The sequence below is a fragment of the Micromonospora sp. WMMA1976 genome (assembly GCF_027497335.1).
GTDB lineage: Bacteria > Actinomycetota > Actinomycetes > Mycobacteriales > Micromonosporaceae > Micromonospora > Micromonospora aurantiaca.
Map to the genome: position 1 here is coordinate 841,738 of NZ_CP114912.1, position 18,106 is coordinate 859,843.

Below are 18,106 nucleotides of genomic sequence, written 5' to 3' on the forward strand. Positions count from 1 at the left end.
CTCAGCCGGCCCGCTGGTCCGGTTCCGGCCGGACCAGCGCGGCCAGCACGTGCGCCAGATGGTGCGAGGTGCTCCACGCGATCCAGTTGGCCGGTGAGCCCGCGCCGGCGCCCCGCCGGGCCCGCCGGACGATCTCGTGGTCGCCCCAGGAGAAGCCGGCCCCGGCCGGTGACCAGTGCGGCGCGGTGGTGAGCGTGCGGCACAGGTCGGCGAAGCGATCGTCGCCCCGCCCGCCCCGCCGCGACCAGCGGTACACCCACCACGCGTCGTCGGCGGCCCAGCGCAGCGTCGGGGTCCGGTCGCCCGGCTCGTCCGCGTCCCGTACCGCGCAGCAGACGCCGTAGTCGCCGTATCCGAGGCCCAGGTCGGCCAGGCGCCGCCAGAGCGACCAGTCGTAGCGGTCCAGCCGCACCGGTTCGTCCACCGGCAGCCGGGACAGCGACGGAGGCATTCCGCCCGCGGCCACCGTGACCGAGCGCCAGGCGTGCCGCCGGGCCCAGTGCGCCGCCCGCCGGACCCGTGGCTCGGCCAGCCGCACGTCGGCCTGGCAGCACACGTCCCCCGCGTCGAGCAGCAGATCGCACTGCTCGGGCAGCAGCCCGGTCACCCGCCACACCCGTTCCGCCGCCGCCGTCGCGGCGTCCGGTCCGGCCCGGTCCGGGCCGACCCGCAACCGGACCACCGCGTGGTGCGCCCAGGCCCGGGCCGCCGCGCCGTGCGCGGCCAGCCGCCGGTCACTGTCCGCGAGACCGATGACCGGCACCAGCGGTACGCCCCAGCGGGCCGGATCGTGGTCCGCGCCGTCCGGCAGCGCCGACACGTCGACGGCGGGCAGCAGGCCGTCGGGCAGCCGATTCAGCGCATCCACGATGGACGGCGCGTCGGCCGGAACGTCGAGGATCGGTGCGAGCAGCGCGGCGGAGGCGTCGTCGAGCCGGGTCAGCGCCTCCAGTTCCCCGCGCCGCGCGGCAAGCACCGGGCGGTAGGCCGGAGGTCGACCTCGGAGCGGCGGCACCATACTTCAATGTAGCCAGACGACTGCGCTGCGTCATGGTTTCCGGTCGGCTCCGGTTCCGGGAGCAGGCATCGCAGGGGTCGGTGGAGGGAACCCCGTAGTCGATCGTCAGGGCGACGTTTCCGCAGCTCAGAGCCGTCCACTGTCAATGATCGGACAGTCCTCCGGCTGGTTGCCGGGCGGTTCGCCGACATAGCGTCGGAATCACCGAGGGGGACCGCCGACGATCGCCCGGAAGTGCACGAACGCCTCCTGCCGGCGTACCGGCGGGAGAGAGGATCACCATGCCGAGCCGCAGGGCAAGGAGGGAAACCACCGGCCAGCCGATCCCGAGCATGCGGGATGCCGCGCGCGCCGACACCGAGATCAACTCGTGTTCACCGGTCGGGTTACCGCCGACCGCGCGCATGCTGTTCGCCGTTGTCGACGCCAACGGGCGGCTCGTCCGGGGCCTCGGCGCCACCTCGGCCACCCGGCTCGCCGCCGGGATGTACCAGGTCGCGTTCGACCAGGACGTGGCCGGGGCGGCGTACGTCGGGACGGTCGGCCCGGCGACGGCGAACGGGCTGGTACCGCAAGGCGTCATCACGGTGGCGCCACGCTCGGGCATCGCCAACGCGGTGTTCGTCGAGACGCACGGCGCGAGCGGGCACGCGGACCGCCCGTTCCACCTGGCCGTGCTGGCCTGACCGGACCCGCGAACGAGCGCACGGCGCCGCACGACCTCCGGTCGTAACGTCGCCGCGCTCCGGCCGTCTCCCACCACCGCAGCCGTACGGCGGTACGCCGGCGGGGACCTGGCTCGACCGGTCCAGCCCGCACCGGTCTTGTCGGCAGCACATGCCCCTTCTCCGGGCATCCAAACCGGATCGGCGTGGGGAATTCCACCATCTGCGACTCCCGGCGTGGCGGGCGCGTGATCGGGGTATGAGCGGGCCATGGAGCATTTCACGATCGCGACAGTCGCCGAGAAGAGTCCCGACTTCCGCCGCGTGCTCTGGACCGGAGAGCACACCCAGCTGGTCATCATGACCATTCCGCCGGGCGGCGAGATCGGCGAGGAGGTCCACGAGGGCATCGACCAGATCCTCACGTTCGTCAGCGGCACCGGCGAGGCGCGGGTGGCCGGGGAGAAGAAGGAGGTCGTCTCCGGCGACCTGGTGGTCGTACCGGCCGGCACGAAGCACAACTTCGTCAACACCGGGCCGAACCCGCTGGTGCTCTACACCGTCTACGGCCCGCCGGAGCACGCCGACGGCGCGGTGCACAAGACGAAGGAGGAGGCGGACGCCGCCGAGGAGGCGGGCGAGGACGAGCCGCCCACCTCCTGACCGCACGTCTCGAGCGGGGCGCCACGATCTCGCCTGTCAGACGGGCGCCCCGCTGTGCACCAGCCCCGGATACTTGACGCCGGCCCCGGTGTTCAGCACCACCACGCGCTCACCGGGCCGGATCCACCCGCCCGCGCGCAGGTGCCGGGCGGCGGTCAGGCAGGCCGCGCCCTCCGGGCAGAGCAGCAGCCCCTCCCGGGCGGCGAAGTCGCGCAGGTCGGTGAGGATCTCGGCGTCGTCCACCGCGATCGCGGTGCCGGCGCTCTCCCGCAGCGCGGACAGGATCAGCTCGTCGCCGAGCGGCGCGGGTACGGTGATGCCGAACGCGACGGTGTGGGCGTCCTCCCACGGGGTGACGCGCTCCTCGCCGGCCGCGAACGCCCGCACGATCGGCGCGCACCCGGTGGACTGCACCGCGACCAGCCGGGGCAGCCGGTCCTCCACCCAGCCCAGCTCGCGCAACTCGTGCAGCGCCTTGTGGATGCCGATCAGCCCGACGCCACCGCCGGTCGGATAGACGATCACGTCGGGCACCTGCCAGCCGAGCTGCTCGACGATCTCGTACCCCATTGTCTTCTTGCCTTCGAGGCGGTACGGCTCGCGCAGCGTGCCGGCGTCGAAGATCCCGCCGTCCGACCCGGCGATCAGCTCGGCGACGTCCCGGCCCGCGTCGTTTATCAGGCCGTCGATCAGCCGCAGGTCGGCGCCCGCGGCGAGGCACTCCTCGCGGCAGATCGTCGGCGCGGCCAGCGGCATGGCGATCGTCGCGCCGATCCCGGCCCGCGCCGCGTACGTGGCCCAGGCCGCTCCCGCGTTGCCGTTCGTGGGCATGGCGATCCGCCGCACGCCCAGCTCCCGGGCCCGGCTCACGCCCACCGACGCGCCGCGCGCCTTGAACGAACCGGTCGGCGTCAGCCCCTCGTCCTTGACGATCAGATCCGCGATGCCGATCTCGTGGCCGTACGCCGGCGCGCGCCACATCGGCGTCCAGCCCTCGCCCAGCGTGGTCACGCACCGGGGGTCGGCCACCGGCAGCAGTTCCCGGTAACGCCACAGGTCGGCCGGGCGCAGCCCGAACTGCTCCGGCGCGACGGTGGCGGCCACCGCGGCGAGGTCGTAGCGGGCCAGCAGCGGCGAGCCGCAGCCGCAGAGGTTCTGCAACACGTCGGCCGGGTGTTCACTGCCGCAGCGCGGGCACTCCAGGTGCGTCAGGTGCACGGTGGTCCTCAGCTCGCGTCGATGCTCAGCCAGTGCCGGCTGCGCCGGCCCGGCTCGTACGGGGAGTCGAGGCGTTTCGCCACCACTCCCGGGAGCCCCTGCTCACGGGCGGCCCGTAGGGCGTCCGCGCCGACTCCCGGGAACCACGGCGGAGTCTGCCAGTGCGGACCCGTGAGCGCCAGGCCGTCGAGCAGGTCACGGCGTTGCGCGTACGGCACGTCGAGGCTGGACACGCCCTCCAGCCAGAGCAGGTCGACGGCGAGGAACTGACCGTCGCGCCGGGTCGGCGGACGGACCCGCCCGGCCGGGTCGATCCGGACCAGCACGCCGTCGAGCACCGCCTCGGCCGGGGCCAGCGCCTCGGCCATCGCCCGTGCCCAGGGGTACGACCCGCTGACGTCGGTGTCGTCGCCGTCGAGCAGCCGCAGCCGGCCGCCCGAGACGTACGCCATCGCGCGCACGCCCGCCCAGCGCAGCTCGTACCCCCAGGCGGCGGCGTCGCGCGGCAGCCGCCCGCCCTCGGCGGGGAGCATCGGGCGGACCAGCTCGGGCATCGGCGTCCAGCCCTCCGGTGCCGGGTCGGTGCGCCTGATCATCCAGTCCCGGCCCCGCCCGCCGGTGGCGAACAGGACGTACCGGCCCTTCGTGCGCTCGCCGTCGAGCACCACGATCACCTCGTCGTCGCGCCACTTCTCCGCGCGGTAGGTGCCGGTGTCGTGCACTGTCATCCACCCGCCGCCGTACTCCCCGGCCGGGATCTCCCCGTGGAACGTCAGGTACTCCATCGGGTGGTCCTCGGTGTGCACCGCCAGGTGGTTGCGGCCCGGGTCGCGCGGCAGGCCGCGCGGCACCGCCCAGGAGGCGAGCACGCCGTCGTGCTCCAGGCGCAGGTCCCAGTGCAGGCTCCGGGCGTGGTGCTGCTGGATGACGAAGCGGGGGGCGCGCCGCGCGGACCGTTTCCGGCCGGCAGCCCGCTCGGGCACCGGTTCCGGGGTACGCGCGGCGTCCCGTTTCCGCCGGTACTCCTCCAGCCGGTCCGCCATCCCCGCATCCTCCCCCAGACCCGCCGTACGCGCCGGGATGCCGGTGTGTGTGCGGCCAACCGGGGTAGAACGGGGGACATGGACAGCGACCAGCCCACCCTTCCGCTCACCGGCGACGTCCGGATCCCGCTGCTCGGCTTCGGCACGTGGCAGGCCACCGGCGAGGCCGGGTACCAGGCGGTGCTCGCCGCACTGGACGCCGGCTACCGGCACATCGACACGGCCACCATGTACGGCAACGAGAAGGAGGTCGGGCGGGCGGTGAAGGAGAGCGGTCTGCGCCGCGAGGACGTCTTCATCACCACCAAACTGCCGCCGGACCGGGTGGGCCGGGAGCGGGAGACCATCGAGGCGAGCCTGGCCGCCCTGGACACCGACTACGTCGACCTGTGGCTGGTGCACTGGCCGCCGTCCGCGCCGGGCGACAGCATCCCGGTGTGGCGGGAGATGCTCGCCGCGCGGGACGAGAACATGGCGCGCACGGTCGGGGTGAGCAACTACTCGATCGGGCAGATCGACGAGCTGATCCAGGCCACCGAGGAGACGCCCGCGGTCAACCAGATCCGCTGGAGCCCGTCGCTGTACGACAGGCACACGCACGCCGCCCACCGGGACCGGGGCGTGGCGCTGGAGGGGTACAGCCCGTTCAAGGCCAGTGACCTGTCCGACCCGGTGCTGGTCCGCATCGCCCAGGCGCACGACGTGTCACCGGCCCAGGTGGTGCTGCGCTGGCACATCGACCACGAGATCGTGGTCATCCCGAAGTCGGTCACGCCGGAGCGCATCCGGGCCAACGTCGACGTGTTCGGGTTCTCGCTCACCGCCGAGGAGATGCGCGACGTCGACGCACTCGCCGGCTGAGGCGTACCGGGGAAGGGGGCGCGGTCCGTCGCGGACCGCGCCCCCTTCTCGTGTGCGGTGGTCAGCCCCGGGCGCAGGTGGAGCCGTTGAGCGTGAAGCTGCTCGGCGCGGAGTAGCTGCCGTTCAGCGTCGCCTGGTAGCCGAAGCTGGTGGACGCCCCGGGCGCCAGCGTGCCGTTGTAGCCGGCGTTGCGGGCGGTCACCGCCGAGCCGCTCTGGCTCACGGTGGCGTTCCACGCGTTGGTGACGGTCTGCCCGGAGGGCAGGTTGTAGTTGAGCGTCCAGCCGTTGATCGTGCCGGAGCCGGTGTTCTTGACGGTCACGTCGGCGGTGAAGCCGTTGTTCCAGACGTTCGCCGCCTTGTAGGTGACGGTGCAGGACGCGCCGCCGGACGGCGGAGGCGTGGTCGGCGCGGACGTGGTCGGCGGCGGGTTGGAACCGGTGTTGACGCTCTGCGAGAACGAGTTCACCGCCAGTCCGACGCCGCCCTGCCACGGCTCGAACCCGGCCTGGATGCTGGTCAGGTACCAGTCGTTCGTGATCGCGCCCCGGTTGCGGGTGTCGTTGATGAACGCCATCGCGTCGAAGCTGAAGCTGGGGATGGCGGACGGCGACAGGTACGAGATGACGTTGTTGGAGCCGTTGCTGCCGCGCCAGACCTCCCAGGTGCGGCCGGCGATGCTGGCGGTGCCGACCGGCGAGCCGATGGGCTGGATCGAGCCCTGCCGGTTGAGCCAGATCATGATCTCCATCTGGTTCACGCCGTCGCGCTTGGGCGACGGGTCGAGCCAGATGTCGTACGACGCGTTGAAGATCGCGCCGCTGACGTAGTTGTAGCTGATGCTGGACGGGGCGCTGCTGATGTTCTTCACCTGCACCGGCAGGTTCGTGCCGGGCGAGCAGTTGGTGTAGTGGCAGCCCACGAAGATCGACGGGTACGCGACCGGCGCCCCGTTGGTCGGCGCGGAGCCGTCCGCCCGGGTGATCGAGAAGCCGGTCGAGGTGACGTTGATGCACTGCTGGGCACTGGTGCCCCAGCGGTTGTTCTGCACCACGTACTTGCCGCCGATGGTGGTCGAGCCGTACTGCTCGCAGATCTGGGTGTCGGCGGAGGCGGTGCCGCCGAGCGCGACGGCGACGAGGGTGCCGGCGGCGAGCAGTCCGGCCGCCGCGAGGGCCCTGAGTGGACGCTTCATGATGCTCCTTGGCTCGGCGCGGGGACGGCGCCGGTTCGGTAGGTGGTACGGGCGGGAGCGCTCCCACGATGCACTGCACACATTTACATGTCTCGAATCATTGCGCAAATGCGCCGGGCTCGTTAACGCTCCGCGTCCGGCCGGTGGCGCACGAGAGGACCGCGGCCGCCCCCTTCCCCCAGATGGAGGCGGGATTCCTGCCGGTGGGACGGGGTGCGCCGCCGACCGGCGGCCCGCGCCAGGGCGCACGGGCACTTCCGCCGCCTGGTTGCGGCGAGTAATGTCTTGCCTCCAACGCGTTCCGATCCCCCTCCGGAGGCGTACCCCGTGATGGGTGGTTCCCCCCTGCGCATCCTCGTCGTCGGCGCGGGCATCGCCGGCCTCGCCGTGGCCCGGGCGCTGCGCCTGGCGGGGTTCCGGCCCGACGTCACCGAACGGCTGCCACCCACCGAGACGATCGAGACCGGCCTCTACCTACCGGGCAACGCCGCCCGGGCGATGCGCCGGCTCGACCTCGACGGGCCGCTGCGCCCGCTCGGCCAGGTGATCCACCGGCAGCGCTTCCTCGACGCCGCCGGGGCGCCGCTGTGCGAGGTCGACCTCGACGCGCTCTGGGCCGGCGTGGGGGAGTGCCGGGCGCTGCCCCGGGCCGAACTGCACCGGGTACTGCTCACCGGTGCCGGCGGCGCGGTGCGCCACGGCGCCGAGGTGAGCACCGTCGACCCGCTGCCCGGGCGGGTCGCCGTCGGCTTCACCGACGGCACCACCGCGGAGTACGACCTGGTCGTCGGCGCTGACGGACCCCGCTCGGCGGTACGGACGCTCGCCGCGCTCGGCGGACCGCCACGCCCCGCCGGGCAGGTGGTCTACCGCGCCCTGGTGCGCGGCGGCCCCCGGATCGCGGACTGGACCGCCCTGCTCGGCCAGCGGGCCGGGTTCCTCGTGGTGCCGCTCGGCGCCGGACGGCTCTACTGCTACGCCGACGAGGCCGGCACCGACCTGCCCGCCGATCCGCTGGCCCGCCTGCACGAGCTGTTCGGCTCCTACGGCGGCCCGGTGCCCGAGGTGCTCGCCGCGCTGGAGAGCGTGTGCGTGGAGCGCACCGAGGAGGTCGAGCTGGGACGCTGGTTCCACGGCCGGGTGCTGCTCGTCGGTGATGCCGCTCACGCGACCGCGCCGACGCTGTCCCAGGGTGCCGCCATGGCGCTGGAGGACGCCGTCGTGCTCGCCGAGTCGCTGCGCGCCGCCGGCAGCGTCGACGCCGCGCTGATCGCGTACGAGAGTCGTCGCCGCCCGCGTACCCGCTGGGTGCGGGACCGGACCCGGGACCGCAACCGCACCCGCGACGTGCCGCCGGCGCTGCGCGACCCGTTGCTGCGCGGACGCGGCGGGCGGATCTTCCGGGAGCACTACCGGCTCCTGACCGGTCCCCTCTAGAGAGCGGGAGATCGTAGCCGCCCACCCCACGCGGCGGGGCCACCTACCGGGGACTATCCTCCCTACGGATGACGGCTGCGCCGATGACCAGCGCGCCGAGCGGGACAACCAGAACCGGAGGCCACTCGTGACCACCGTCGCACCCAAGCCGGTCGTGACCCGGCCCTGGCCGGTCCGCGAGCCGGTCAAGGGGTCGGCCATCGCGCGGCTGCTGCGCACCACGGACGCGAAGCAGATCGGGATCATGTACATGGTCACCGCGTTCGTGTTCTTCATGATCGGTGGCCTGATGGCCCTGATCATGCGTGCCGAACTCGCGCGACCGGGCCTGCAGTTCCTGTCGCCCGAGCAGTACAACCAGCTCTTCACGATGCACGGCACGATCATGCTGCTGTTCTTCGCGACGCCGATCGTGTTCGCCTTCGCGAACTACGTGGTGCCGCTGCAGATCGGCGCGCCGGACGTGTCGTTCCCCCGGCTCAACGCCTTCGCCTACTGGCTGTACCTGTTCGGTGGCACGCTCGCCACCGCGGGCTTCATCGCCCCGGGCGGCGCGGCCGACTTCGGCTGGACCGCGTACACGCCGCTGAGCACCGCCGACCACGCCCCGGGCGTGGGCGCCAACATGTGGGTCGTCGGCCTGGCCATCTCCGGTCTGGGCACGATCCTCGGCGCGGTCAACCTGATCACCACGATCCTGACCCTGCGCGCGCCCGGCATGACCATGTTCCGGATGCCGATCTTCACCTGGAACATGCTGGTCACCAGCCTGCTGGCGATCCTGGTCTTCCCGCTGCTGGCCGCCGCGCTGTTCGCGCTCGCCGCGGACCGCCTGATGGGCGCCCACGTGTACGACCCGGCGACCGGCGGGCCGATGCTGTGGCAGCACCTGTTCTGGTTCTTCGGTCACCCCGAGGTGTACATCATCGCGCTGCCGTTCTTCGGCATCATCAGCGAGATCATCCCGGTGTTCTCCCGGAAGCCGATCTTCGGCTACAAGGGCCTGGTGGCCGCCACCATCGCCATCGCCGCCCTGTCGATGAGCGTCTGGGCGCACCACATGTTCGCCACCGGCCAGGTGCTGCTGCCGTTCTTCAGCTTCCTGAGCTACCTGATCGCCGTGCCCACCGGTATGAAGTTCTTCAACTGGATCGGCACCATGTGGCGGGGCCAGATCACGTTCGAGACGCCGATGCTGTTCTCGATCGGCTTCCTGGTGACCTTCCTCTTCGGTGGTCTCACCGGTGTGCTGCTGGCCAGCCCGCCGCTCGACTTCCACCTGCACGACTCGTACTTCGTGGTGGCGCACTTCCACTACGTACTCTTCGGCACCATCGTGTTCGCGGTGTTCGCCGGCATCTACTTCTGGTTCCCGAAGATGTTCGGCCGGATGCTCGACGAGCGGCTCGGCAAGATCCACTTCTGGCTGACCATGATCGGCTTCCACACCACGTTCCTGGTGCAGCACTGGCTGGGCAACGAGGGCATGCCGCGCCGGTACGCCGACTACCAGGCCGCCGACGGCTTCACCACGCTGAACACGATCTCCACGATCGGCGCGTTCATCACCGGTATCTCGACGCTGCCGTTCATCTGGAACTGCTGGAAGTCGTACAAGACCGGCCCGGTCGTCGAGGTCGACGACCCGTGGGGCCACGGCAACTCGCTCGAGTGGGCCACCAGCTCCCCGCCGCCGCTGCGTAACTTCGACCGCATGCCGCGCATCCGCTCGGAGCGGCCGGCGTTCGACGCGAAGTTCCCCGAGCTGGCCGCCGGGCAGAGCCTGGCCGGTCCGCCGGAGGGTGGTGCCAAGCCGCTGACCAGCGAGGTCAACGGTGGTGCCAGCTACCAGGAGGACACCGCAGGCAACCTCGACCAGCGCTGACGCAGTCCAAGGCCGGGCGCCGCACTCCCCCACGGGGTGCGGCGCCCGCTCTGTTTCTCCCGCCCGTCCCCGCCCGTCCCCGCCCGTCCCCGCCCGTCCCCGTTGATCATGAAGTTGACGGTGTTCCGTGTCCGATTTGTCGCCGCCAACTTCATGATCGCCGGGGTGGGGGGCGGGGTGCGGCACCAGTTCGGGGGAGTGGTGGTGTCCGGAGCGCCTGGAGCCAGCCACTTCCCCGTACTGGTTTCGCCCCGCCTCGGGGCGCCCCGGTGATCAAGGGGTTTGTGTCGGTTTGGCCTGCATGGGGGGACACCAACTCCTTGGTCAACTTCCGGGAACGTGGGGTTCCGGCCGGGGCCGTCACGCGACGCCAGTACGGGGGAGTGGTGGTGTCCGGAGCGCCGGGACCTAGCCACTTCCCCGTACTGGTTTCGCCCCGCCTCGGGGAGTTGATCACGCGGGGTGGGGTGGGTGGAGGCGGGGGCGGGGCCCGGGGGCTAGCGGGACGCCAGGGCCAGGTCGGGGTCCGGGGTCGGGGTGAGGGCCGGGGTGCGGCGGTGGCGCAGCTCTATCGGGAGCACCGCCAGCGCCACCAGCGCGCCGATCGCGCCCGTGACCACGAAGCCCCACGCGGGCGCGGAGGCGTCGATGACCGCGCCGGCCAGCGGTGCGCCGAGCGCGATGCCGACCGTCACGGCGGAACCGTGCAGGCCCATCGCCAGACCCCGGACGGAGGACGGGGCCAGCCGGCTCACCGCGTCGGAGGTGGACGCGATGGTGGGGGCGCAGAGCGCACCGGCCGGGATCAGCGCCAGACACAGCAGCCACCAGTGCGACCCGCCCAGCCCGACCGGGATGGTGGTGAGGCTCAGCGCCGCCATCAGCGCCAGCGGGGAGAACGAGCGGCGTACCGCGCCGTAGGCGAAGCCGCCGGCCAGCGAGGCGACCGCCCAGGCGGCCAGCACGGCGCCGGTCCAGCCGACCTCGCCTCCCTCCCTGAGCACGGCGACCACCGCGACGTCGGTGCCGCCGAGCACCAGGGTGGCGGCGAGGCTGACCGCCAGGACGGCGAGCAGGCGCGGGGTGAGCCATTCGCGGCGGTGCACCGGGCGCGGCGGAGCGGCCGGTTCGTCGGCGGCCCGGATCGGCGGGTCGAGCACCCAGAAGCAGATGCCGGAGGCGACGATCCCGGCGCCGACTGCCCAGAGCGTCAGGCGCGGCGTGACGGCGGTGGCCAGGGCCACGGCGAGCGCCGGGCCGACCATGAACGACAGCTCCACGGCCATCGAGTCCAGCGCGTACGCGGGGCGGCGCTTCTCCACCGGCACCAGCGCGGCGATCGACTGGCGGACCATCGAGAAGATCGGCAGGGCGAGCAGCCCGGCGAAGAACGCTGCCGGCAGGAGTACCGGGTACGGCAGTGTGGGCGCGGCGGACCAGAACAGCGCCTCGGCGACTGTGGTGAGCACCAGCACCGGCCGGAGCCCTCGGCGGTCGATGAGCCGCCCGAGCAGCGGGGCGCCGACCGCCGCGCCGATCGTCGACGCGGCGCCGACCAGGCCGGCGGCGCCGTAGCCGCGGCCCAGGTCGAGCACCACGTAGAAGGTGAGCGTCACCCCGGTGGCGGTCAGCGGCACACGGGCGAGCACCGACACCAGCAGCAACGATCGGAGACCGGGTAGGGCGAGCGCTTCCCGGTAAGGCTTCAGGTTCACGACGGTCCGTACCTCCGGCGCCATCCTCGGGCCGGGGTACAACACCCGCAAGCAATTATCAGGTCAAGCGGCAGTGATCACAGGCTCGCCCACCATTGTCACCCCGGCGCCGTCCAGCGCCCGCAGCGCGACGTCGAGCGTGTCCGGCGCGACGGCGGCGGTCAGGTCGAGCAGCACCGTGGTCCGGAAGCCCTCCCGGGCGGCGTCCAGTGCGGTCGCGCGCACGCAGTGGTCGGTGGCGATGCCCACCACGTCGACCTGGTCCACGTCGTGCCGCCGCAGCCAGTCGGCCAGGCACTCGCCGTCGGTGGCGTGGCCCTCGAAACCGGAGTACGCGGCCGCGTGCTCGCCCTTGTGGAAGATCGCCTCCACCCGGTCGGTCGCCAGCTCGGGGTGGAACTCGGAACCGGCGGTGCCGACCACGCAGTGCCGGGGCCAGGAGTCGACGTAGTCCGGCGGGTCGCCGAAGTGCGCGCCCGGGTCGATGTGGTAGTCCTTCGTCGCGACCACGTGGTCCCACCGGTCCGGCTCGGCGGCGAGCAGCCGGGAGATGCCGGCGGCCACGCCGGCCCCGCCACCGACCGCGAGGGAGCCGCCCTCGCAGAAGTCGTTCTGCACGTCCACGATGATCAGGGCGTTCGCCATCTGACGGGTTCCTCCTCAGCTCGCGGGTACGACGGTCACCGGTACGGCGGGATCCCCGGCGGAGAGCTTGAGCCCCTCCCACGGGATGGAGATCAGGCACTGGCGCAGGTGGTCCCGGGACTCCTCCAGCGTGGGCAGCGTCTCCGGCTCGCCCGACACCACGTACGAGCGCTGGAGCAGCCGGTCGTTCGGCTGCCGGTCCGGTACGCCCTGCGGCACGATGACCTCCTCGGTGGCGGTGCCGGTCGGCTTGTGCCGGCGGACCGCGACCTTCCGGCCGCCGATGGTGGCCTTGTGCTCGGAGCGCTTGACCACCGGCCGACCTTCCACCTCGACCAGCTTGTAGACCAGGCCGGCAGTGGGTGCCCCGGAGCCGGTCACCACCGCGGTGCCGGCGCCGTACATGTCGACCGGTTCGGCGGCGAGCGCGGCGATGGCGTACTCGTCGAGATCGCCGGAGACGATGATCTTCGTCTCGGTGGCGCCGAGCGAGTCGAGCAGCTCCCGGGACTGCTGGGCGATCACCGCGAGGTCGCCGGAGTCGATCCGGACCGCCCGCAGCTCCGGCCCGGCCACCGCGATCGCGTTGCGGATGCCCTGGGCGATGTCGTACGTGTCGACGAGCAGCGTGGTGTCCTTGCCCAGCGTGGCGACCTGGGAGGCGAACGCCGCCCGCTCGTCGTCGTGCAGCAGCGTGAAGGCGTGCGCGGCGGTGCCCGCGGTGGGGATGCCGTAGCGCTGCCCGGCGGCCAGGTTGGAGGTGAACCGGAACCCGGCCAGGTACGCGGACCGCGCCGCTGCGACGGCGGCCTCCTCGTGCGCCCGGCGGGAGCCCATCTCGATCAGCGCCCGGCCCCGGGCCGCGGTGACCATCCGAGCCGCGGCGGCGGCGACCGCGCAGTCGTGGTTGAGCACCGACAGTACGAGCGTCTCCAGCACCACGCACTCGGCGAACGTGCCGGACACGGTGAGGATCGGCGAGCCGGGGAAGAACAACTCGCCCTCGGCGTAGCCGTCGATGTCGCCGGTGAACCGGTAGTCGGCCAGCCACTGCGCGGCCGGCTCGTCCACCACACCGGTACGGCGCAGGAAGTCGATCTCCGCCGGATCGAACCGGAAGTCGCGGATCATCTCGATCAGGCGGCCGGTTCCGGCGACCACGCCGTACCGGCGCCCGGCCGGCAGCCGCCGGCTGAACACCTCGAAGACGCAGCGTCGGTCGGCCGTGCCGTCACGCAGGGCCGCGCTGACCATGGTCAGCTCGTAGTGGTCGGTCAGCAGCGCGGGACGAAGGGTGCTCACCGCCCCAGCCTAGAGTTCAGCCCGGGTCCACGCCGTCGTGCCCCGGCATGGACCGCAGTGCGGCCCGCAACTCGCCGCGCCCGGCGACGCCGAGCTTGCTGTAGACGCGCTGGAGATGGTTCTCCACCGTGCGGGTCGACAGGAACAGCCGCTCGGCGATGGCGCGGCTGGTCACGCCGTCTGCGGCCAGCCGGGCGATCTCCCACTCCCGCTCGCTGAGCGCCGGGCGCAGCAGCCGCAGCGCCGGGGTGGAGATCTCGTCGCAGCGGCGCAGCAGATCCGCGAGGCGTTCCCGGATCGGCCCGGTGGCGCCGGCCCGGACGTGTCGCGTCCGATGCAGGGCCAGGGCGGTCGCCTCGGCCGCGTACACGATCAGCTCCCGGTCGGCGAAGCCGTCGGCGACCGCGAGCAGCGCGTCCGGCGAGCCGTCGACAGCGGCCCGGCCGAACCGGGCGACGAGCGGCGGCAGGACGCCGTCGACCTGCTCGGAGAGTTCGGCCAGGCGTTGCGCCACGGTACGCCGGCCACCGTCGGTGCAGGTCGGCCCGACCGGCGCGGCGGCCTGGTCCAGCCGGACCAGGTCGAGCAGGACGAGCAGCTCGTGCCCGGCCAGGCCGTCCTCGCGCAGCCGGTCGGCGAGCGCGCACAGGTGCTTGGTGGCCGCCGGCAGGTCACCCGTGGCGGCCTGGACCGCGCCCCGGGCCTGCTCCAGCCACGGGTAGAGCACGGCCATACCGGGCGCGTGCGTCCGGTCCGCCTCGGCCATCGCGTCGGCCGCGTGCGTCACGTCCCCGCGCAGCGCGGCGGCCTGGGCGCGCTCCGCGTGCGCGAGGCCCGCGTACACCCGGCTGGTGGCGAGCACCGCGCACGCCTCCAGGCTGGTCCGCAGCGCCTCGTCGCCACGCCCGCGCAGCCGCGCCGCGTACGCCTGGAGGATGGCCAGGTAGCCGGTGCCGAGCCGGAAGTCACCGGCCCCGGCCAGGTCGGCGAACTCGTCGGCGACGATCGCGTCGATGCCGGGCAGGTCGCCGGAGAGCGTCAGCCGGGTGCCCCGGGCCAGCTCCATGGCGAGCTGGAGGTAGGGCATGTCGGCCCGCCAGCACGCCGCCTCGGCCTGCACCCGGGCGATCGCTGTGGCGCTGCGCTGGTATTGTCCCTGCGCGGCCTGGAGGTGGGCGAGCGTGCAGCGGGCCAGCTCCCGGGCGGCCATCGGGGCGGCGGGCCGGTCCAGCACCTCCTGGGCCAGCCGTACCGCGACGTCGACGTCGAGCCGGTGCAGCCGCATGATGGCCTCGAACGCGCGTACCCGGGCCCGGTCGGCGGGGTCGCTCAGCTCCTCGCCGCGCGCGGCGATCTCCTCCACCGTGGACTCGCGGTTGAGCCCCCAGTAGCTGACCATGCCCCGCACGGTCAGCCACCGGCTGCGCCGCCGGTCGTCGTGGATCTCGCCGGCGACCTGGTCGAGCACGCCGATCGCCTCGTCCGGCCGGTCGCCGAACATGAGGATGGTGGCGAGCAGCTCGGCCGCGTCCGTGCCGCCGCCGGCCTCCAGCGCCGCGCGGGCCAGCCGGGTGGCAAGCGGCACGTCGTACCTGCCGAACGCCTGCACCGCCGCTTCGAGCAGCAGGGCCACGTCCTGCGCCGTACCCGAGTCGAGCCGCCACACCGCGACGCGCAGCAGGTCCTCCCGGCGGCGCTTGCCGACCTGTTCCAGCAGCCCGGCCAGGGTGGCCTGGAGCCGGCGGGTGCGGCTGACCGGGCAGTGCCGGCGCATCACCTCGCCGTAGAGCGGGTGCGCCAGCCGGACGTTGAGCCGCCGGTCGTCGTGGACCAGCGCGATGAGCCCGCGTTCCTCGGCCGTCTCCACGTCCGCCGGGTCGACCGCCCGTTCCAGCAGTTGCAGGCCCAGCGGCTCGCCGAAGGCGACAAGCTCGACGACCGCCCGGACGCCGGGGGTGAGCTGGCCGATCCGGGTGTCGATCAGCTCGGTGAGGTTGGGCGCCAGCTCCAGCCGGCCGGTCCAGGTCCAGAGCCCGTACCTGCGGTCCAGCGCGTCGTCGGCGGCGAGCACCAGCTCCCGCAGCAGCAGCGGGTTGCCGGCGGAGAGCTGGAACAGCCGGTCCGAGGAGCAGGCGTCGACCGGGCCGCCCAGGATGGCGGCGAGCAGCCCCGAGGTCTCGGTGCGGCACAGCGGGCCGAGCTCGACCAGGTCGGCCAGGTCGTCGGTCCAGAGTGCCCGGATCGGCAGCGGGACCTGTTCGCCGTTGCGCAGCGTCCCGATCACGTACGCGTTCTCCGAGCGGGCGACCAGGTGCACGAGCGCCGCCGAGGGCGGATCGAGCAGATGCGCGTCGTCGACGGCGAGCACGATGGGCCGGCCGGCTGCCTGTTCCTGGAGCACGTCCAGGGCCCAGCGCAGGATTCCGGCGGGGGACAGGCCCTGCGGCTGCGAGGCGGGCAGCACCTGGACCAGCCCGCCGAACGGCAGCGCGGCAGTGGTGGCGCTGGCCGCGATGGACCAGATCGCGTACCGCTCGGGGGAGAGCGCGGCCACCCCTTCGCGCAGCAGCCGGCTCTTGCCGACCCCGGCGTCGCCGCCGAAGAGCAAACCGCGCCCCTCGGGGCCGCCGACCGCCGACAGCAGACGGTTGAGTTCATCAGTACGGCCGACGAACTCCCACCTACTCATCGATGCAGCATATCGACCGTGTTCCGTCCGCGTGCGTATCGTCACGCAGTGAAGTTGAGTAATCTGTTCATTACCCGTGAGTACCGGAGTTGTTGGCTGTCGGATGGCCGACACCCGTACTCTTCCGGCAGTCCCCGTACCCAGGGAAGATCCGCGACCGGCACCCCGGTCGCCCGACCGGGAGGCCCACCTGATGACACCGGGTCCGCTCCCTTCGGTCGACGTGCCCGACCCGCGCCGTCAGGCCGAGCCCTCCTCCGGAAGTGCCCCGCTGCCGACCCGGCTCGGTGTGACAGCGCCCGGTCCGGACGAGCCGATGGCGGTGGTCGTCGCCGGTCCGGCCGGCGCGAACCGACGCGAGCTGATCGCCGGCCTGCTCGGGATCGAGGCCGCGACGCTCGCCGTGCCGCCGGGGAGCAACCTGCTGATCCAGCACGCCGCCACCGCCACCCGCGCCGCGTACGTCCCGGGCTACCGCCAGCCGCACTCCTACGGCGCCGACCCGCTCGCGGCCGGCCCGGCGCTGGCCCGGCCGCCCCGCCGGGTCGAGCTGAGCCTGCCCGATCCGCTGCTGCGGCACTTCGCGGTGGTCGACACGCCTGATACCGGCACGCTCGGTGTGGCCGGCGGCCGGGTGCTGCGCGACGCCGTCGGCCGGGCCGGCGCGCTGCTCTTCGTGATCTCCGCCGACCAGGCGTTCAGCGCGGCCGAGCTGCACCTGCTGGCCGAGGTGGTGCGTACCCGGGTCGAGGTGTTCTTCGCCGTCACGCCCGGCGTGACCGGCCCGGCGCCGGACGACGACGCGCGGGCCCAGGACCGGACGGCGTCCGGCCGGGCCGGGTCCGCCCGCCCGCTCGACCCGGTCTCGGTCTCCATCGAGGCGCACCGCGCCGCGCTGCTGGCCGCCGTGCCGGCGCTCGCCCCGGCCCGGTGGTTCCCGGCCCGCCGCGCCGAGCTGCCGAACCTGCGCCGAGCGCTGGTGAACTGGGCCGCCGACGAGGTGCGGCGGCGCGGCAGCGCCCACCCGCCGGTGCCGGTCGGCGGGCACGGCCGGGTGCCGGTGCTCACCGGTGTCGAGCCGGGTGAGCTGGCCGACGGGATCGACCGCCAGGCCCGCGCCTGCGCCCGCCGGATCCGTCAGCACCTCGCCCTGGAGCTGGCGAACATCCACCTGCGGGTGGTGCAGGAGATCGTCTTCGGGGTCGGCTGCGCCGGCCTGCCGCAGATGCTCGACCGGGAGCTGGAGGCCCTGTCGCTGCTCGCCACCACGCAGTGCGACGAGGCCGTGCGGGGCCTGGTCGACGAGGCCGCCGCCCGGGTCTTCGGCGCGCCGCTGGCAGAGGGCGTACGCCGGCGGATCATCCACGCGGTGCGCTTGGGCCTGGCGGACCACCCGGACGCCCCCGAGCTGGACCGGGTGCTCCTGGTCACCAGCACGGCCGGGGTCGCCGGGCTGACCGGCGCGGGCGCCCTGGACGCGCTGGCCGGGCTGCCCGGCGCCCAGCGGGACGAGGTGCTCCCGCCGGTCGGCGTCGCCCTCAACGGCGGCTGCTGGCAGCACTGGCGGGCACCGGGCAACGACGACCCGAACGCCGCCCGTTCCTGGGCCCAGCGCGCGCTGCGCGAGGTCGAGCTCGAACTGTCCCGCGAGGTGTCCCGCCGCTTCGAGGTGATCCGTCTCTCGCTCGGCGGGGTGCTCGCCGATGCGGTCGACCACGGCATCCTGCTTGCCTGACCACGGCGCGGGCACACCGCGACCCGGGCTCGCGT

Annotated in this window: 14 protein-coding genes; 6 read left to right on the forward strand and 8 right to left on the reverse strand. The window is 73.3% G+C overall.

The window, feature by feature from the left end; genetic code table 11:
- Nucleotide 1 precedes the first annotated feature (1 nt).
- Nucleotides 2-976 carry a hypothetical protein gene (locus O7546_RS04105; protein WP_281600495.1) on the reverse strand — a complete coding sequence of 325 codons (975 nt, stop codon included), beginning with the start codon at nt 974-976 and terminating at the stop codon, nt 2-4.
- Nucleotides 977-1,350: 374 nt separating this feature from the next.
- On the opposite strand from O7546_RS04105, the gene O7546_RS04110 reads away from it, so the two are divergent.
- Complete coding sequence (locus O7546_RS04110) at nt 1,351-1,704, forward strand: hypothetical protein (protein WP_281600496.1); 354 nt, start codon at nt 1,351-1,353, stop codon at nt 1,702-1,704.
- 249 nt (nt 1,705-1,953) lie between these two features.
- Nucleotides 1,954-2,346: a cupin domain-containing protein gene (locus O7546_RS04115; protein WP_013284343.1), complete on the forward strand. Its 393-nt coding sequence runs from the start codon at nt 1,954-1,956 to the stop codon at nt 2,344-2,346.
- A gap of 36 nt (nt 2,347-2,382) precedes the next feature.
- Here O7546_RS04115 and O7546_RS04120 read toward each other — a convergent pair whose 3' ends face one another.
- Entirely contained in the window at nt 2,383-3,564 is a 1,182-nt protein-coding gene (locus O7546_RS04120; protein ID WP_194799534.1) for a threonine synthase, read from the reverse strand.
- Between the two features lie 8 nt (nt 3,565-3,572).
- Nucleotides 3,573-4,607 (reverse strand): DNA polymerase ligase N-terminal domain-containing protein, encoded by a 1,035-nt coding sequence (locus tag O7546_RS04125; protein WP_281600497.1) that lies wholly within the window; start codon nt 4,605-4,607, stop codon nt 3,573-3,575.
- 78 nt (nt 4,608-4,685) lie between these two features.
- Here O7546_RS04125 and O7546_RS04130 point away from each other — a divergent pair, with 78 nt between their 5' ends.
- Entirely contained in the window at nt 4,686-5,468 is a 783-nt protein-coding gene (locus O7546_RS04130) for an aldo/keto reductase (RefSeq protein ID WP_194799536.1), read from the forward strand.
- Between the two features lie 61 nt (nt 5,469-5,529).
- On the opposite strand, the gene O7546_RS04135 is transcribed toward O7546_RS04130, so the two are convergent.
- The gene (locus O7546_RS04135) at nt 5,530-6,663 is read right to left on the reverse strand and encodes a cellulose binding domain-containing protein (RefSeq protein WP_194799537.1); all 1,134 of its coding nucleotides are present in this window, start codon (nt 6,661-6,663) and stop codon (nt 5,530-5,532) included.
- Between the two features lie 330 nt (nt 6,664-6,993).
- Here O7546_RS04135 and O7546_RS04140 point away from each other — a divergent pair, with 330 nt between their 5' ends.
- Complete coding sequence (locus tag O7546_RS04140; protein ID WP_194799538.1) at nt 6,994-8,100, forward strand: FAD-dependent monooxygenase; 1,107 nt, start codon at nt 6,994-6,996, stop codon at nt 8,098-8,100.
- 127 nt (nt 8,101-8,227) lie between these two features.
- Nucleotides 8,228-9,985 carry a cytochrome c oxidase subunit I gene (ctaD, locus tag O7546_RS04145; RefSeq protein WP_013284349.1) on the forward strand — a complete coding sequence of 586 codons (1,758 nt, stop codon included), beginning with the start codon at nt 8,228-8,230 and terminating at the stop codon, nt 9,983-9,985.
- 497 nt (nt 9,986-10,482) lie between these two features.
- Here ctaD and O7546_RS04150 read toward each other — a convergent pair whose 3' ends face one another.
- From O7546_RS04150 to O7546_RS04165, 4 genes are read right to left on the reverse strand one after another with little or no spacing between them, the layout of a single operon-like run.
- Nucleotides 10,483-11,724 (reverse strand): MFS transporter, encoded by a 1,242-nt coding sequence (locus tag O7546_RS04150; protein ID WP_194799826.1) that lies wholly within the window; start codon nt 11,722-11,724, stop codon nt 10,483-10,485.
- A gap of 39 nt (nt 11,725-11,763) precedes the next feature.
- On the reverse strand, nt 11,764-12,345 hold the full coding sequence (locus O7546_RS04155; protein ID WP_281600498.1) for an isochorismatase family protein: 582 nt from the start codon (nt 12,343-12,345) through the stop codon (nt 11,764-11,766).
- Between the two features lie 15 nt (nt 12,346-12,360).
- Entirely contained in the window at nt 12,361-13,647 is a 1,287-nt protein-coding gene (locus tag O7546_RS04160; protein WP_194799540.1) for a nicotinate phosphoribosyltransferase, read from the reverse strand.
- Between the two features lie 16 nt (nt 13,648-13,663).
- Nucleotides 13,664-16,336, reverse strand: a complete 2,673-nt coding sequence (locus tag O7546_RS04165) for a LuxR family transcriptional regulator (protein ID WP_194799541.1) — start codon at nt 16,334-16,336, stop codon at nt 13,664-13,666.
- A gap of 193 nt (nt 16,337-16,529) precedes the next feature.
- Here O7546_RS04165 and O7546_RS04170 point away from each other — a divergent pair, with 193 nt between their 5' ends.
- Nucleotides 16,530-18,071, forward strand: coding sequence for a hypothetical protein (locus O7546_RS04170; RefSeq protein WP_194799542.1), 1,542 nt, complete (start codon nt 16,530-16,532; stop codon nt 18,069-18,071).
- Nucleotides 18,072-18,106: the final 35 nt, after the last annotated feature.

Coding starts and splice junctions, on each gene's coding strand:
- O7546_RS04110 (WP_281600496.1), top strand. CDS start 1,351: ATGCGGGATGCCGCGCGCGCCGACACCGAGATCAACTCGTGTTCACCG.
- O7546_RS04115 (WP_013284343.1), top strand. CDS start 1,954: ATGGAGCATTTCACGATCGCGACAGTCGCCGAGAAGAGTCCCGACTTC.
- O7546_RS04125 (WP_281600497.1), bottom strand. CDS start 4,607: ATGGCGGACCGGCTGGAGGAGTACCGGCGGAAACGGGACGCCGCGCGT.
- O7546_RS04130 (WP_194799536.1), top strand. CDS start 4,686: ATGGACAGCGACCAGCCCACCCTTCCGCTCACCGGCGACGTCCGGATC.
- O7546_RS04135 (WP_194799537.1), bottom strand. CDS start 6,663: ATGAAGCGTCCACTCAGGGCCCTCGCGGCGGCCGGACTGCTCGCCGCC.
- O7546_RS04140 (WP_194799538.1), top strand. CDS start 6,994: ATGGGTGGTTCCCCCCTGCGCATCCTCGTCGTCGGCGCGGGCATCGCC.
- O7546_RS04150 (WP_194799826.1), bottom strand. CDS start 11,724: ATGGCGCCGGAGGTACGGACCGTCGTGAACCTGAAGCCTTACCGGGAA.
- O7546_RS04155 (WP_281600498.1), bottom strand. CDS start 12,345: ATGGCGAACGCCCTGATCATCGTGGACGTGCAGAACGACTTCTGCGAG.
- O7546_RS04165 (WP_194799541.1), bottom strand. CDS start 16,336: ATGAGTAGGTGGGAGTTCGTCGGCCGTACTGATGAACTCAACCGTCTG.
- O7546_RS04170 (WP_194799542.1), top strand. CDS start 16,530: ATGACACCGGGTCCGCTCCCTTCGGTCGACGTGCCCGACCCGCGCCGT.